This is a genomic window from Aerococcus sp. NPDC058936, assembly GCF_042741995.1.
Taxonomy (GTDB): domain Bacteria; phylum Bacillota; class Bacilli; order Lactobacillales; family Aerococcaceae; genus Aerococcus.
In genome coordinates, this window is record NZ_JBHYKZ010000009.1 from 47,097 (window position 1) to 60,974 (window position 13,878).

The window sequence follows — 13,878 nt, forward strand, 5'->3', positions numbered from 1 at the left end:
TCGCTCGTGTCCTTTTATTCGCGCTTAAATGCTATGGATGATTGATAGGGTTAAGGCCGTAATGGCTGCTGACCCAACTGTGAACGGTGTTACCCTAAACAATAAAGTGTTATATAAGTCTTTTTGGTCTTTTCCTAAATAACCTGATGAAGCGAGTAGTAAACTGCCGCCATCCGAGAATGGTGTAACGGTTGCTGCAAATCCACCGATAATAATACAAACGGCCATGATGGATGGGCTCCAACCTGTTGTTGCGTATAAGGCAGGCAATGTTGTAAAGAATAGTGGTGCAATGACCCCGATAGTTGAAGAGAAGATTGACATACAACCACATAGTAAGGCGATGGTTACTGGAATGATCGGCCAAGGTACATAAGAAATTAAGGCTGCTAATGATTCCGTAATGCCTACTTGAACCCCTACCCCAATTAGTAATGAAATCCCACAAGTCATCCAGATTACTGACCAAGGTGTCCGGTTGAGTACTTTTTGCCCGTCTGCTAATTCAAACATGTAGGCAATTACCCCGAATACAATCCCCATCAAACCTAGGTTTAGTGAATCACTAATAGAGGCGATAAATGGGATTGAACCACCAGTAAAGTTGTCGATGATAGGGAAGATTAGCATAATTCCAATGAAAATGGTCATTAGTGTTAAAGTCTGCTTTTGTTTGGGTTTGAAGGCTTCTGGTGCTTTCAACTCAACTTGCTTGTAGGCGTCATTTTTCCGGTCTTTAAACATTAAGAATAATAGCAATAAAATCGGATAAATGGTGGATACAATAAATAGTTGCCATGAGATTTCTTGAGCCATCTCGGCAAAGCCTGTGGAAGCTATCAACCCTTGAACGATAGCGCCAAGGGGGCCGAACGGGAACACGCCCCCTGCAAGTGCCCCTTCGATTACGGCAATGGCGATGATTCGGGTGTCTAAATTGTTTTCCTTAGCGATGTTCAAGGCTAAGAACCCAACGATAGGCACTGAGCCCCAAATGGACCCACCCAATCCTGAAATTAGGGCTGCGGCGAAAAAGAAGCCAAAAGGTAACCAAAATAGGTGGTTTCTAAAGGCATAGATTAAGTGGTGGCCGATAATTTCCAAAGTCCCATTCTCATTGGCAAAGTTGAAGAAGAAGGAAACCCCGAAAATCATCATAAATAATTCAACTGGCCACAAAGCAAAAATTTCATCAGTGCTCAGTCCAATCATGAAAGAACCTAGTATGTAAGCAAAGACGACCCCAACTATCCCTGCATTGACATCAAATTTTTCCCCTAAGAAGATAGCTAGTATAATTGCGCCTATGATTAACAACATATAAGTCATTCGATTCCCTCATTTCGTTTTGTCTTTTTAATTCCTAAATTAATTCATGAATTTCAACATCTTTTCTGGTGCATATGTACTATCTCTTTGGTTAACTTCATCTAAACCAATAAAGTCGTTGAATTCGTCAAATGTGATCATTTTGTCTTGGTAATTTTCGGTTGTGCCTTCATCTAACAAGGTTTGTAGTAGTTCCTTTTCTGTATAAGCTTGGGCATAAGTTAGAGCCGTTGGGTATACGATAATATTGAAACCTAATTTTTCTAGTTCAGCGGTCTTGGTTAATGGTGTTAACCCACCTTCAATCATGTTGGCCATCATAAAGGTGTCTGGGAAGGCTTCGTGAATTTCTTCAAACTCTTCAAAGCTGCGTGGTGATTCGATAAAGATTAAATCAGCTCCAGCAGCCTTATAGCGGCGACTACGTTCAATAGCCTCTTCTAGATCATAAACGGTTCTTGCGTCTGTTCTTGACATGATTAAGAAATCATCGTTTTTACGAGCCGCTACTGCCACCTTGATTTTTTCTTCTAGGGTTTCAGTTGGTTCAACCATCTTCCCGGACATGTGACCGCAACGTTTGGGCCAAACCTGGTCTTCAATGAAGATCCCCGCTGCACCGATAGCTTCGTAGTTTTCAACCGTTCGGCGTACGTTTTCCAAGTCACCGTAGCCAGTGTCAGAATCGGCGAATACCGGAATATCAACGGCATTGATGATATCCCGAGTGCGTTCTAGGGACTTACCAAAATCTGTCACCCCGCGGTCTGGCATGGCGAAGGCTGAAGCAGAGGTTGCATAACCGGCTGAGAAAACAGCGTCAAATCCTAATTTTTCGGCAATTTTTGCGGCTAAAGCATCGGGAGCTACGGGTAATTGAATGGCCTTACCTGAATAAATATGGTCTTTAAATTGCTTACGCATTCTTTCATTTTTTAACATAGCTACCTTCCTTTACTTCAATAAGTCTGCAATGGCGGTTTCAATTGCTTGGTGAGCGGCGAAATCTAAATGTCCTAAATCTAGATAGCCGTAAAAGTTATCGGCGTCAATTGCTTTAGCTGTTTGCCCTACTTTTAATGTAGCTAACAATGGCAATGGTAAATCCGCCTTGGCTAGGGTTTCTAAATCAGCGTCTGTATAGTGGTCTAAGATAATGGCTTTGGCACCCGCGTTATAGGCGTATCGTGCACGGTCTTTAAAGCCTTCTAGCCCGTATTCATGTAAACCTTCTAGTCGCACCCAAATTTCAACGGCTGGGTTTTCAATGCCATCAAGTCCTGCGCGAATTTTCCCAATAAAGTCTTCTGCAGTTGTTGTGGCTGGTTGATCAGTATTATGCGCCGGGTATTTTTGATCAGATAAAATCATGATGTCAGCACCCGAACGTTCTAATTCCTTGGCTGCATAGTAGGTGTTTAGCGGATTCCCAAATCCCGATTGTAGATCTAACAACAAGGGTTGCGCCTTCTTCAATCCCAAACTGAATGCATAATTTTTATATTCAGTGATTGACAACAAGCCTTGGTCACCCTCCGCAATTAAATGGTCAGTGGTTAATTGACCAGACAGGAAAATGGCTGGTGCCTCGCTGTTGGCTAACATTTGAAAAGTATGGCCGTCGCCACAAGCGGGAATAATCGCTGTGGGGCCTTGTTTTAAATCTGCTAATAATGTCATTGAAAATCCTCCTAATCACTACTACAAGTCTGCTATATGGCTTACTAGTGACAATTTGATTCGTCTTATCTTTATTGCACCTAGTTTTTACATATATTTTTAAGTTTTTAGTAAATAAAAAAAGCGCCCTTTGACTGGTTAAGTCAAAGGGCGCTTTCTGCACGGTACCACCTTTAATTTTTCTAATAATTGGTTAGACTACTAGACTCACGTTGACGGGACACACATCCGATCAACTGGCATTTTAACGGCAGCACCCGGTAAACACTCAACCACCCTTTAGGTGAATCGCATCTACAGCTCAAAGTCTACTTTTCAATTAGGGATTGTCATACCTTCTCAGCAATCGGTACTTTCTGTGCACAAGCGTCTAACTTACTTCTACTTCTCAACGCATCAACTTGTTTTATTTACTGACATCAGTATATAAATTTTTATGATAAGTGTCAACAATATTTTTAATAAAATTCTAATTTAATTCATTGTATCCTAATAATTATCGATTTCTTTACGGACAGAATAGGTATGATCTTGGCCGTGACGGACTTTTAAGGCCGCCTCTATATCTGTTAATGACAGGCCTCTTTCAGCTAATAAAACCAACAAGTGGTAGAGTAGGTCACTAGTTTCAGATACCAACTCATCATTTCCTTGACCGGCTTGGGCATTTTTTGCAGCAATCACAACTTCAGTCATTTCTTCACCGCATTTTTTAAGAATCTTATCTAAACCTTGATCCGTCAAGTATGTCGTATATGACCCTTCTTTAGGATTATCCACTTTGTCGGCCACTGTTTTTTCAAGGATATTCAAGTTAAAGAAATCATCCCCAAAACATGACTGGCTACCGGTATGGCAAGTTGGGCCAGTTGGACTCACTTGTACCAAAAGGGTATCTTGGTCACAGTCCAATTCAATGTTTACCACTTCTTGCACGTTGCCAGAAGTTTCGCCCTTCTTCCAAAGACGACCTTTAGACCGTGAATAAAACCAAGCTACGCCTTCACTTACCGTTAATTCGTAAGCTTCTTGGTTCATATAACCCAACATTAGGACTTGATTTGTCCGGTAATCTTGTAAGATAGCTGGTACAAGCCCGTCGTTTTTGCCAAAATCAATTGCTGTCATTTACTAGTCAATCCCTTCTGCGATAAGTGCTGCTTTTAAATCTTCGATCGCTACTTCTCCCTTGTGGAAAATAGATGCCGCAAGTCCTGCCTCTAGGTTTGTTTGTTGGAACAGGTCAATGAAATCTTGAATACCACTCGCACCACCTGAAGCGATAATTGGAATCGAAACGGCCTCAGAAGCCAATTTCAAGAATGGAATATCAAAGCCTGTGTAGGCACCATCTGTATCAATTGAAGTGATCAATAAGGCACCAGCACCACGTTCTTCACACTCTTTACACCATTCAAGGGCGTTAATGTCGATTTGCGTTTGACCAGCGTTAGTGTATACAAAGTAGTCACCCTTCGCTTCATCATAAGCCATATCTACTGCAATCGTTACCGCATCAGAACCGAATTTGGCTACTGCTTCATTAATGAAGTCAGGATTTTTGACAGCTGCTGAGTTGATACCGACTTTGCTGGCACCTGCATCAAGCGCATCTTGGATATCTTGAACAGAGGCAATTCCCCCACCAACAGTCAATGGAATATCAATAGCATTCGCAACATCCGCAATCATTTGCGTACGTAATTGGTGACCGTTAGTTGTTTTTGTAATATCTAGGATGACTAATTCATCAGCACCTGCGTCTGAATATTTTTTGGCAAAATCAACGGGGTCCCCTAACTCTTTTACATCTACAAAGTGAACACCTTTGACCAATTTACCGTCGCGCGTATCTAAACATGGAATAATTTTTTTCATTTTTTTACAGTCCTTCCCAGAAATTTGGATTCTGTGCAGCTTTTCCGACAATTGCTTGGCTTACGCCTTGTGCTTGGAGGGCATCTAAATCATGTCGGCTCCTCACACCGCCAGAAGCAACAACCTGATGTTTGGTGATACGTTGGATTTGACCCGTCTTCTCTACATTAGGCCCGGCTTCCATGCCATCTTTATAAATATCAGTATAGATAATACCGGCAATATCTAAGTCGGCAATTTCATCAAGGTATTCTTTGATGTAGCGGCCAGAAGCCTCTTTCCAACCGTTGATATAAATCATTTCATCTTTACAATCTAGACCAACATAGATACGGCCAGGATATTTAGCGACAGCTTCTTTTAGCCAAGGCACATCCATGATGGCCCTTGTACCTAGAATGAAGTAGTCGATACCTAATTTATCGTACAAATCGATGGTTTCTAAGTCGCGGATACCGCCCCCGATTTCTAAAGGAATATCGGTTAAGGATTTTAAAACTTCAACAGTGTCCCCTTCAACAGCAGCTTGTTTTGTCGCACCAATTAAATCCACCACGTGAATTCTCGTCACCTGTGGGAATTGACTGTAGTAGGTCACCGCTTCGGCTGCTGACATTGGCATAACGACTTGTTTATCATAGTCACCTTGTTGTAAGCGAACGCTCTTGCCATCAATCAGGTCAATTGCGGGGATAATTTCCATGGATAATTGCCTCCTTTTACATTGGTATTTAACTTTATTTCGATACTTGCGCTTGTCACCAACAATATGTCCCTTATTCGTGACCATAACGCCCCTGACTTATTGAATCAATCCTTTTGAAGATGGGACGCCACCGTCTGTTTCTTTTAAAGCAATTTTTAGGGCGCGGGCGAATGCTTTAAAAATGCCTTCGATTTCATGGTGGGTATTGCCATTTTTCAATAGGTCAATATGTAGGGTCATACGAGCGTTCATGGCTACGGCGTAGAAGAATTCTTTGACAAGTTCGGTGTCAAAGGTCCCTACTTTTTCAGCTGAAAAGTTGGCGTCATAAACTAAAACTGGTCGGCCTGATAAGTCCAGTACTACACGGGCTAAAGTTTCGTCCATGGGCAAGAAATATGATCCGTACCGTTCGTATGAAGGTTGGGCTTGATATAGGTCACGAATAGCTTCACCCAGTAAAATCCCAATATCTTCAGTGACATGGTGGTCATCAACCCAAGTGTCCCCCTCGGCTTCAACGTATAAATCAAGGCCCGAATGAAAGGTAAATAGGGTTAACATGTGGTCAAGGAAGCCCACGCCAGTATTAATAGACGTTTGTGTCTGTCCTGACCCATCCGCCTTAGGTAGACCCAGCTTGATTTGCGTTTCTAAGGTATTACGTTCTTTAATCTTCAATTTGTTTCCTCCATGCTTTGATCGTCGCCTTTAATTTCGGATAATCAGCTGAATCGATCACCGAATATCGCGCCGCATTTGCCATTTTCCCATCTGCATACTTACGGCCAACGAAACCATTGTCTGCTAAATACTGGTCTAAATCTGGCACCAAATCGCCAAAGATAAACACAAAATTCGTTGCGGACGGAATCACGGTGACTAGATCAGCAACTTGATCGAAAGCTTCCTGCAATTCCTGCTTAATATCGCGTTGGTAATCCACCCACTCATCCAGTCGATTGGTGTCCTCAAACAGCTTGCTGGCAAGGTTTAGCGACACACTATTCATAGGATAAGGGTGGTTAATCTCCTTCAACTTGTCGAAACGCGGCCCCTGCCCAAAAGCAATCCCGACCCGTAAACCCGCTACCCCATATATCTTAGATAGGGTCCGGATAAATAGGACGTTGTCATTATTTGGTCGCTGATAGTCCTGACCGAATTCAATATAAGCTTCATCGATGACAAAAGTGATATCTCGATCTGCCGTTTCATCCGCCAATCTCTGTAAAAATTCTTCAGAAAACTGCTGGGCCGTAGGATTTTGCGGATTAGACAAGAAGAATAAGGACGGCTTAAATTCATCTAAAGCGCTGATAATTGAGTCTAAATCAAAAGTAAAGTCCTTTTCGCTCTCCACCTGGAAAAAGGGGAAGCCCAACTGGTTGGTATAATCCTGGTACATAAAGAAATCAGGATCAACCGCCAAGACACCTCCACGGCCAAACTGGATAATCAATTTTTGAATCCACTCATCTGACCCGTTAGCAACAGCCACATTCTTTGGGTCAAGACCGGCGTAATTTGCATACGCCGCAATAAAATCGGCTTCTTCGTCTTCAGGATACTGGTTAAAAGGTGTTGCCAAGACTGCGTCCACAATGTCTTGATCTGACAAGGGACGAATGGGAGAGGTGTTGCGGTTCATGATGACCGTGTCCCCGTCTTGATTCACTTCAACCGTTTTTAAATAATCTTCGGTTTTCATAGCTTAACCTTCCTTTCGAATGGCAATTGACTGAGCGTGACCATCCAGTCCTTCAGCCTCAGCAATCGCTTGACCAGCTGGCCCAATAGCTTGATAAGTCGCTTTTGATGTATGGATAATAGCGTGTGACGTCCGGAAGTCGTTAGCGGTTAAACCGTGCGAGAACCGGGCAGTCCGACCAGTTGGTAAGACATGCGATGGCCCTGCCACATAGTCACCAATGGCTTCCATAGCGTAGTAACCTTTGAAAACAGCACCCGCATACTTGATTTGATCAACAATCTCATCTTGAGCTGCATGTTGAATGGACACGTGCTCTGGTGCAATGTCATTCAAGATGTCGATCAATTGTTGTCTCGTATCACAGATTGCATAGTGGTTGTTTTTAACTGAAGCTTCAATAATATCCGCTCGTTTTTGGCTAGGTAACAAAGCTTGCATGCGGTTGGCAATTTTGCCAAGAAAATCTTCTGACTCACATAAGAGAAAAGTTCGTGCATCTTGGTCATGTTCCGCCTGGGCAAAAATATCGTAAACGATGGCATCAACCGGAATCGTTTCATCCACATATAAGAGGATTTCACTCGGCCCAGCAATGGCATCAATCGATACATCCCCGTTAACCAACCGTTTGGCAGTTGCCACATAGGCATTCCCCGGACCACAAATCTTATCCACTTGCGGAATGGTTTCAGTCCCGTAAGCCATAGCAGCAACGGCTTGCGCCCCGCCAATCGCATACACATTGTCTCGAATGCCGCACAAGTATAAGGCTGCGAAAGTCACTGATTCTTCCGTAAAAACGGGCGTTGTCACTACCAAGTTTTCAACCCCTGCAACTAGGGCTGGCACCACAGTCATTAAAACCGTAGACGGGTACAAGGCCTTCCCACCAGGAATATAAAATCCCGCACTATTTAAAGCGTTGTAAACATAGGAAATTTCTTCGCCCGGCCGGTTTGCATATAAGCCCGCTCGTTCGTAAGTCTCAATACGGCCTTTAGCCGTTCTTAGCGCTGTTTGTAAGGTTGGGTCTAAGTTGTCCCATGAGGCCTTCAACCGTTCAGCTGATACTTTGAAATCTGCCGCCTCCGCGTAAGCCTGCCCATCAAATTGATTGGTATAGTCAATGACTGCCTGGTCCCCATTTGCCCGAACCGCTTGAATCATTTCCTGAACGGCTACCAACCGGTTTAGGTCCACTTTATCTTGATTTTTCGCGCTAAATGCCGCTTGAAATGCTGCTACATCCACTTATACCACCTCAATTTCTTGCATAAACTTATAGATTTCCTTTTCTTTCGTATAGAATGACTGCTTGTTGGCAATCAGTCGTGCTTGTACCGGCAAAATGGTTTTATACTCCTTAAGGTCATTTTCTTTTAACGTTGTCCCTGTTTGGACAATATCCACTATCGCATCAGCTAAGCCTAGAATCGGTGCCAATTCAACCGAACCATTTAAGAAAATTAAGGATACATCTTGCTTTTGTTGGTTAAAGTACTTGCGGGTAATATTTGGAAATGACGTTGCCACCACTTTGATATCTGATTCATCCAAGTTGGTAGGCCCGGCAATCGCCAGTCGACATTGACCAAATGGCAATTCAGACACATTCAAGACATTAAATGACTTTTCAGCAATCGTGTCAGACCCTACAACACCCAGGTCTGCAACCCCCTGCTCCACATAAGTAGGGACATCTTTCCCTTTTGCGAAAATGAATTTAACCCCACCAACTTCACGGAAGAGATCACGACCACCATCTGTTAAGGCCTCTGCGTAGTCGTTTAAATCCTTATCTGCTAAAAATTTATTGAAGGCCTTGTAAACACGTCCCTTAGCTAAAGCCACAGTAATCATAGAAATCCTCCTTTAGATAAATTCAATCCAATACCAAACCAGCCGTTAGCGTACTGTCCACCTGAGAAGATAGGTTTGGAATTCCCTTGTAGAAAGGCTTGGAAATAAAAGCCGTTGTAGTATTTTTGCGGCGACCGGAATGATAAATCAAGCACCATTTTGGTATTGCGTTTTTCAAGCGTTTCTTTCAACAAGTGAATCACAGCCATCTCCTCTTTATCACCGAAGTCCTTCTTCACTAGGTCAAACTGCTCTGAAACTGGTTTAGCCATTAATTGGTAGAAATAATGGTCTTTACCAATAGTGTTGCCTATAGCCGATAGATTCTTCTCAATTACATAGCCCTTGATTTCAGGGCCAAATGCAAATTTTTCAATGTATTTGTCTAAAATTTCTTCATTGTTTACAACAATCATATTGAAAGATACTTGGCTCATCTGTTCAACGAAATCTAAATGTAATTCAATGGTATTAGCCATTTGACTAGCACTTGGTTCCACTAATTCAACCCCTGCTTGGTAAGTTGATTGGTGGTCTCTCACCATTGGACCATAGTAAGCGAAGTTATCTTGTTTAAGATCGTAAGTCTTCATGTAATTTAAAATGGACCGAGTCCAATCACTACGAATGGCATATAGTTGCCCTTCCTTTTCAAATACAATGTTGCTTGGGTATTCGGCTTTGCCGTCCCCATCGAATGGTTCCACCATATTCAAATCAATTAATTGGAAACCCGCATTCGATACTGTTTCAAGATAATCTCTCGCTAATGAAATTCGTTGTAATACGTAAGATGTTGCCATGTTGCCCCTCCTTCAAAATGTAAAATAATAAAAAAACGCCCTCAATCCATTACTGGATCAAGGACGCCGAAACGTGTTCCCACCTTAATTCGTCATAAGTTCACACTTATAACCTCATTGACTAGTCTTTATCCGCTAGTCTGGCTATAACGGTGCCACCGGACTAAGTGTCATTTAAGCAAAGGCGTGTCTTCATAGGGGACATTATCTGTTCACAGCAACCACAGACTTTCTGGTAATGTTAATCCTATCTCTTAATCTTTACTGTCTCTCACTTGATTACACTCATAATAAAATTTTCAAATTAAAAAGTCAAGTGATTTTTAATAGTATTCTAATTTTTGTGTAAATCATGCTTTTTAATTTACTGATTTTGGTTAAGCGTAAGCATCATGCTAGTAAACATTAACTATGCTTTTCACCTATTTCCTTCAGTCTGTTTGCTTTTACCCGTGGACAAACGTCGTCAATGCTTTATCAAAAAAGTACTGCAATAGAACCTACGAGACCTATCTGCCTTAGTTGCGTTTTTATACACAATTGCGCTCTTAAGTAGCGAATTGATTTGTATAGCCCCTTCAATACTCATATGCTTGTCAACCTATCCTTTTTACCAATAAAAATGATTAAATGATCTTTATAGCATCCTGCTATTGACACTTTAAGTGTATTAACCATATAATACAGATAGAAAAAGTGTATTAATTGGATAACACACTTTTGATAAAGTATTTTTGAAAGGAGGGTCTTCATGGTTGTGTTTGATAAGCAGGCGCCGATATATATACAATTAGCCGACCATTATAAGAGGGAGATTGTTGCCAGCCGCTTGATGGCTGGGGATAAGTTACCCTCTCGTCGTGATATCGCCAAAACGTTCAAGATCAACCCTAATACAGTTCAGCGGGCATTTAAGTCATTAGAGGAAGAAGGGATAATTGTGTCAGAAGCCAATGTGCCAAGTCGAGTGACGGAAAACAAAATGATTATTCAACAACTAAAGCGTGATGCTTTGGAGCAGGCCATGGCGGTCTTCTATGATACCACTCAGGTCTTGAATATGGACCCGCATGAGATTGCCACTTACATGACAGAATATTTCCAAAAACGAGGTGAACAAGATGATTGAGATTGAAAAGGTGAATAAATTTTATGGGGCGAAGAAAATTCTCGAAGATGTGTCTTTCTCTATTAAACCAGGAGAAATTACAGCTTTAATAGGGGAGAATGGGTCTGGGAAAACGAGTTTGATGAATGGTTTGATGAAGTTAACCCCTGTCGCTTCTGGTCAGTTTTTAATTGATGGTAAACTAATCGATTTTAATGATTTTAACCGGATTTCTTACATTCCTGACACCATCATCGTGGTGAAAGAGATGACTATTCAAGAAGCTTTGGATTATATGGACACATACTATAGTACTTATGATTCAGTTTTAGCTAAAGACTTGGTAACTTTCTTCAATTTAAATCTTGATGAAAAGATTTCACACTTATCTAAGGGGAATACGGCTAAGGTGAATTTACTGCTAGGTCTAACTTTAAACTCGGATTACCTCATTATGGATGAACCTTTTTCTGGGATTGATATCTTTACTAGAGAAGAAATTGCCAATGTCTTCACCAGTAAGTTGATGGCTGGGCGTGGCGTTTTAATTTCAACCCATGAAATTAATGAGATTGAAACTTTGGTGGACCGGGTGGTCATGCTAAAAGATTGCCGAATTATTCAAGATTTCTATACGGAAGATTTACGTTTAGAAGAAGGCAAGTCTATTACCGATAAGATGTGGGAGGTGTATCGCTAATGATGAAATTACTGAATTTAATCACGGATGAATTAAAACGAGCAAAAGGGTTTTATTTCCTGCTGATTGCTTTTGTCTTAGTGACTGAAGGAATCATGATATTTGGAAACGTCAGGGCAAGCTATCAGGCGATTGCATCCGGAAATACCACAGATTACCGCTTCCCTATTACCAACTTAGCGTCAGCTTTTGACGATAGCATGGCCTTTACCATGATTATTGGGGCCACAAGTTTTGCTTTACTCGCTTACGCTGTCTTTTCATGGATCCGCGATTGGCACTTTCAAGGAAACTTTATTTACCGATTGTTAAGTTTACCAGGAAACCGGGCACCGATTGCTTACGCCAAGCTAATCTCTATCTTAATCATGATGGCTGGGATTTTGATTTTACAATTGGCTGTATTCTATGTCGCAAACACTGCTTTTTCTATCATGTTTGCTGATAACTATACGACGACACCAGTTTTGATTCAAATTGCGACTAAGATGCAAACGAGTTTAGTCTTGTTCCCGCCCTATCCAGGACAAACTTTTCTGACCTATGGTGGTGGTTTATGGTTCTTATTCACCTTAATGAATAGCACGATCATTTTACTTAGTGCGAAAGGCTATACATGGGCTCGGACGATTATAAACATCGTCATTTACTGGTTGGTATCCATTGCCCTTGTCTACTTGATGGGCTTTTCAACATTCACTATGCCACTTACTGCAACAGAAGGAACTATTATCGTCTTAGTATTCATTTATACCGCAAATATGATTAATGGTTACATGATGTCATGGTTGATGAACCATTATGTCAGTGTTTAAGAAAGGAGATAGCATAATGAAAATACGTAAACAAAACTGGCTGACCCTTATTTTCCTTGTGGTAATTGCTGGTGTGTCCTTATTCGTCTGGCTTGGGTTTGGCACCTTTAAACCTGTAAAGGTAACCAGTGTAAACCCTGAAGCTAGCAGGCAAGAAATCCCGGCATCGAGCCTTTATCTATCAACCGAAGCCGATCAGAATTCAATTAACTGGATCCCCCTATCAAGACGCGGTGACACACTAATTCCAACGACCACCGCTAGTTACGGTATGTTTAATAGCCAAGTCCAAGACGCTGTCTACAAAAACTTCTCCTTGTTCGACCGCCCGAACTTGTCCAATGCCCGATTGATTTTGGAAAATGACGACCTACAATTATGGCAGGCAGATACCCTCTTAGGTGATAACAAAGCCCAATTAGACTTGACCTTAATTCAAAAAAATGATGACGGCAACTGGACCTATACCACACCGTCTTACCAGTTAGACCAAGCAGACCGGACTGGTAACGCCTTGATGTCAATCGCTGAAGATGACACGACCATTTACCTGGTATATGCCTTCCTAAAAGACTACGACCAAGCCGATTATTTAAAAAACTTTGAATTAAACAAGGAAAATGGCGAAATCACGGAAGTTGCAACCATGGACAGTGCAGGTTATGAATTGTACTCAGGCAGTGTTGACGGGCTAAACCGTAACCCTAAGTACCACTTATTGCCAATAGCAGCAATAAATAATGAAGACAGTGAAGACTATATCTCTCCAACTACTTATGAGATTATCAATCCAACAAATGGAGACAAACAAACCATGGACACGTCATCACTAGTAAGTGCTTTAGAAGAACTATCTGGTGAAACCGACATTATGCCGGTGATTATTGAAGATAAAATCTTTGTCTTAACCAATAATTATGTGGAGAATGACTACGGTAGCTATCCAAGTCAATTAAGTATTTACGCTTACGACATGGATAGTCAAAACTTTGACCAAGTATGGCAGTCAGACCTTGAACAGAACCCTGACTACTACATTGACAATGGCTATATCTTCCAAACCCTTGCAGATGACAAAACAGGTGAATTACAACGAGTTGATATTGCCACTGGGGAAACAATCACTGTAGAAAAATATAGTATAGAAAAAGATAGCCCTTATTCTTTCGCTAAAATCACAAGTGTCGAAGAACAACAATTCCTCCAATAAGAAAATAATGTAGTAAAAAATCTTAAAAGGTGGCCTGGAAAAAATTCCAGACCACCTTTTTCATGTGTACCTATA

Annotated in this window: 15 protein-coding genes; 4 read left to right on the top strand and 11 right to left on the bottom strand. The window is 41.5% G+C overall.

Annotation, left to right across the window (positions count from 1 at the left end; translation table 11 throughout):
- Positions 1-24: 24 nt before the first annotated feature.
- The 11 genes from ACFW0C_RS07930 to ACFW0C_RS07980 form a co-directional block, all read right to left on the bottom strand.
- On the bottom strand, positions 25-1,329 hold the full coding sequence (locus ACFW0C_RS07930; protein ID WP_378106702.1) for an SLC13 family permease: 1,305 nt from the start codon (positions 1,327-1,329) through the stop codon (positions 25-27).
- A gap of 39 nt (positions 1,330-1,368) precedes the next feature.
- The gene (locus tag ACFW0C_RS07935) at positions 1,369-2,271 is read right to left on the bottom strand and encodes an oxaloacetate decarboxylase (RefSeq protein WP_378106703.1); all 903 of its coding nucleotides are present in this window, start codon (positions 2,269-2,271) and stop codon (positions 1,369-1,371) included.
- A 12-nt stretch (positions 2,272-2,283) separates the two neighbouring features.
- Complete coding sequence (locus ACFW0C_RS07940; RefSeq protein WP_378106705.1) at positions 2,284-3,009, bottom strand: isocitrate lyase/phosphoenolpyruvate mutase family protein; 726 nt, start codon at positions 3,007-3,009, stop codon at positions 2,284-2,286.
- 489 nt (positions 3,010-3,498) lie between these two features.
- Entirely contained in the window at positions 3,499-4,137 is a 639-nt protein-coding gene (gene hisIE / locus ACFW0C_RS07945) for a bifunctional phosphoribosyl-AMP cyclohydrolase/phosphoribosyl-ATP diphosphatase HisIE (protein ID WP_378106707.1), read from the bottom strand.
- 3 nt (positions 4,138-4,140) lie between these two features.
- On the bottom strand, positions 4,141-4,887 hold the full coding sequence (hisF, locus tag ACFW0C_RS07950; protein WP_378106709.1) for an imidazole glycerol phosphate synthase subunit HisF: 747 nt from the start codon (positions 4,885-4,887) through the stop codon (positions 4,141-4,143).
- A gap of 4 nt (positions 4,888-4,891) precedes the next feature.
- Entirely contained in the window at positions 4,892-5,590 is a 699-nt protein-coding gene (locus ACFW0C_RS07955; protein ID WP_378106711.1) for a HisA/HisF-related TIM barrel protein, read from the bottom strand.
- A 99-nt stretch (positions 5,591-5,689) separates the two neighbouring features.
- Positions 5,690-6,274, bottom strand: coding sequence for an imidazoleglycerol-phosphate dehydratase HisB (gene hisB, locus ACFW0C_RS07960; protein WP_378106712.1), 585 nt, complete (start codon positions 6,272-6,274; stop codon positions 5,690-5,692).
- Entirely contained in the window at positions 6,264-7,304 is a 1,041-nt protein-coding gene (locus ACFW0C_RS07965; RefSeq protein WP_378106714.1) for a pyridoxal phosphate-dependent aminotransferase, read from the bottom strand. The genes hisB and ACFW0C_RS07965 overlap by 11 nt, the downstream gene beginning before the upstream one ends.
- A 3-nt stretch (positions 7,305-7,307) precedes the next feature.
- Positions 7,308-8,558, bottom strand: coding sequence for a histidinol dehydrogenase (gene hisD, locus ACFW0C_RS07970; protein WP_378106716.1), 1,251 nt, complete (start codon positions 8,556-8,558; stop codon positions 7,308-7,310).
- Positions 8,559-9,167: an ATP phosphoribosyltransferase gene (gene hisG / locus ACFW0C_RS07975; protein ID WP_378106717.1), complete on the bottom strand. Its 609-nt coding sequence runs from the start codon at positions 9,165-9,167 to the stop codon at positions 8,559-8,561.
- Positions 9,164-9,970, bottom strand: coding sequence for an ATP phosphoribosyltransferase regulatory subunit (locus ACFW0C_RS07980; protein ID WP_378106719.1), 807 nt, complete (start codon positions 9,968-9,970; stop codon positions 9,164-9,166). The genes hisG and ACFW0C_RS07980 overlap by 4 nt, the downstream gene beginning before the upstream one ends.
- A 751-nt stretch (positions 9,971-10,721) precedes the next feature.
- Here ACFW0C_RS07980 and ACFW0C_RS07985 point away from each other — a divergent pair.
- The 4 genes from ACFW0C_RS07985 to ACFW0C_RS08000 are packed head-to-tail and all read left to right on the top strand — an operon-like array spanning position 10,722 to position 13,803.
- Complete coding sequence (locus ACFW0C_RS07985) at positions 10,722-11,099, top strand: GntR family transcriptional regulator (RefSeq protein ID WP_378106721.1); 378 nt, start codon at positions 10,722-10,724, stop codon at positions 11,097-11,099.
- Positions 11,092-11,778: an ATP-binding cassette domain-containing protein gene (locus tag ACFW0C_RS07990; RefSeq protein WP_378106723.1), complete on the top strand. Its 687-nt coding sequence runs from the start codon at positions 11,092-11,094 to the stop codon at positions 11,776-11,778. The genes ACFW0C_RS07985 and ACFW0C_RS07990 overlap by 8 nt, the downstream gene beginning before the upstream one ends.
- Complete coding sequence (locus tag ACFW0C_RS07995) at positions 11,778-12,593, top strand: hypothetical protein (protein WP_378106724.1); 816 nt, start codon at positions 11,778-11,780, stop codon at positions 12,591-12,593. The genes ACFW0C_RS07990 and ACFW0C_RS07995 overlap by 1 nt, the downstream gene beginning before the upstream one ends.
- A 16-nt stretch (positions 12,594-12,609) precedes the next feature.
- A complete protein-coding gene (locus tag ACFW0C_RS08000) occupies positions 12,610-13,803 on the top strand; it encodes a hypothetical protein (RefSeq protein WP_378106726.1) in 1,194 nt (397 codons plus the stop codon).
- Positions 13,804-13,878 lie beyond the last annotated feature (75 nt).

Excerpts from the sequence above, each read along its gene's own strand:
- ACFW0C_RS07930 (WP_378106702.1), bottom strand. The coding sequence starts at position 1,329 with ATGACTTATATGTTGTTAATCATAGGCGCAATTATACTAGCTATCTTC.
- hisG (WP_378106717.1), bottom strand. The coding sequence starts at position 9,167 with ATGATTACTGTGGCTTTAGCTAAGGGACGTGTTTACAAGGCCTTCAAT.
- ACFW0C_RS07995 (WP_378106724.1), top strand. The coding sequence starts at position 11,778 with ATGATGAAATTACTGAATTTAATCACGGATGAATTAAAACGAGCAAAA.
- ACFW0C_RS07980 (WP_378106719.1), bottom strand. The coding sequence starts at position 9,970 with ATGGCAACATCTTACGTATTACAACGAATTTCATTAGCGAGAGATTAT.
- ACFW0C_RS07935 (WP_378106703.1), bottom strand. The coding sequence starts at position 2,271 with ATGTTAAAAAATGAAAGAATGCGTAAGCAATTTAAAGACCATATTTAT.
- ACFW0C_RS08000 (WP_378106726.1), top strand. The coding sequence starts at position 12,610 with ATGAAAATACGTAAACAAAACTGGCTGACCCTTATTTTCCTTGTGGTA.
- ACFW0C_RS07965 (WP_378106714.1), bottom strand. The coding sequence starts at position 7,304 with ATGAAAACCGAAGATTATTTAAAAACGGTTGAAGTGAATCAAGACGGG.
- hisF (WP_378106709.1), bottom strand. The coding sequence starts at position 4,887 with ATGAAAAAAATTATTCCATGTTTAGATACGCGCGACGGTAAATTGGTC.
- ACFW0C_RS07955 (WP_378106711.1), bottom strand. The coding sequence starts at position 5,590 with ATGGAAATTATCCCCGCAATTGACCTGATTGATGGCAAGAGCGTTCGC.
- ACFW0C_RS07985 (WP_378106721.1), top strand. The coding sequence starts at position 10,722 with ATGGTTGTGTTTGATAAGCAGGCGCCGATATATATACAATTAGCCGAC.
- ACFW0C_RS07940 (WP_378106705.1), bottom strand. The coding sequence starts at position 3,009 with ATGACATTATTAGCAGATTTAAAACAAGGCCCCACAGCGATTATTCCC.
- hisIE (WP_378106707.1), bottom strand. The coding sequence starts at position 4,137 with ATGACAGCAATTGATTTTGGCAAAAACGACGGGCTTGTACCAGCTATC.
- ACFW0C_RS07990 (WP_378106723.1), top strand. The coding sequence starts at position 11,092 with ATGATTGAGATTGAAAAGGTGAATAAATTTTATGGGGCGAAGAAAATT.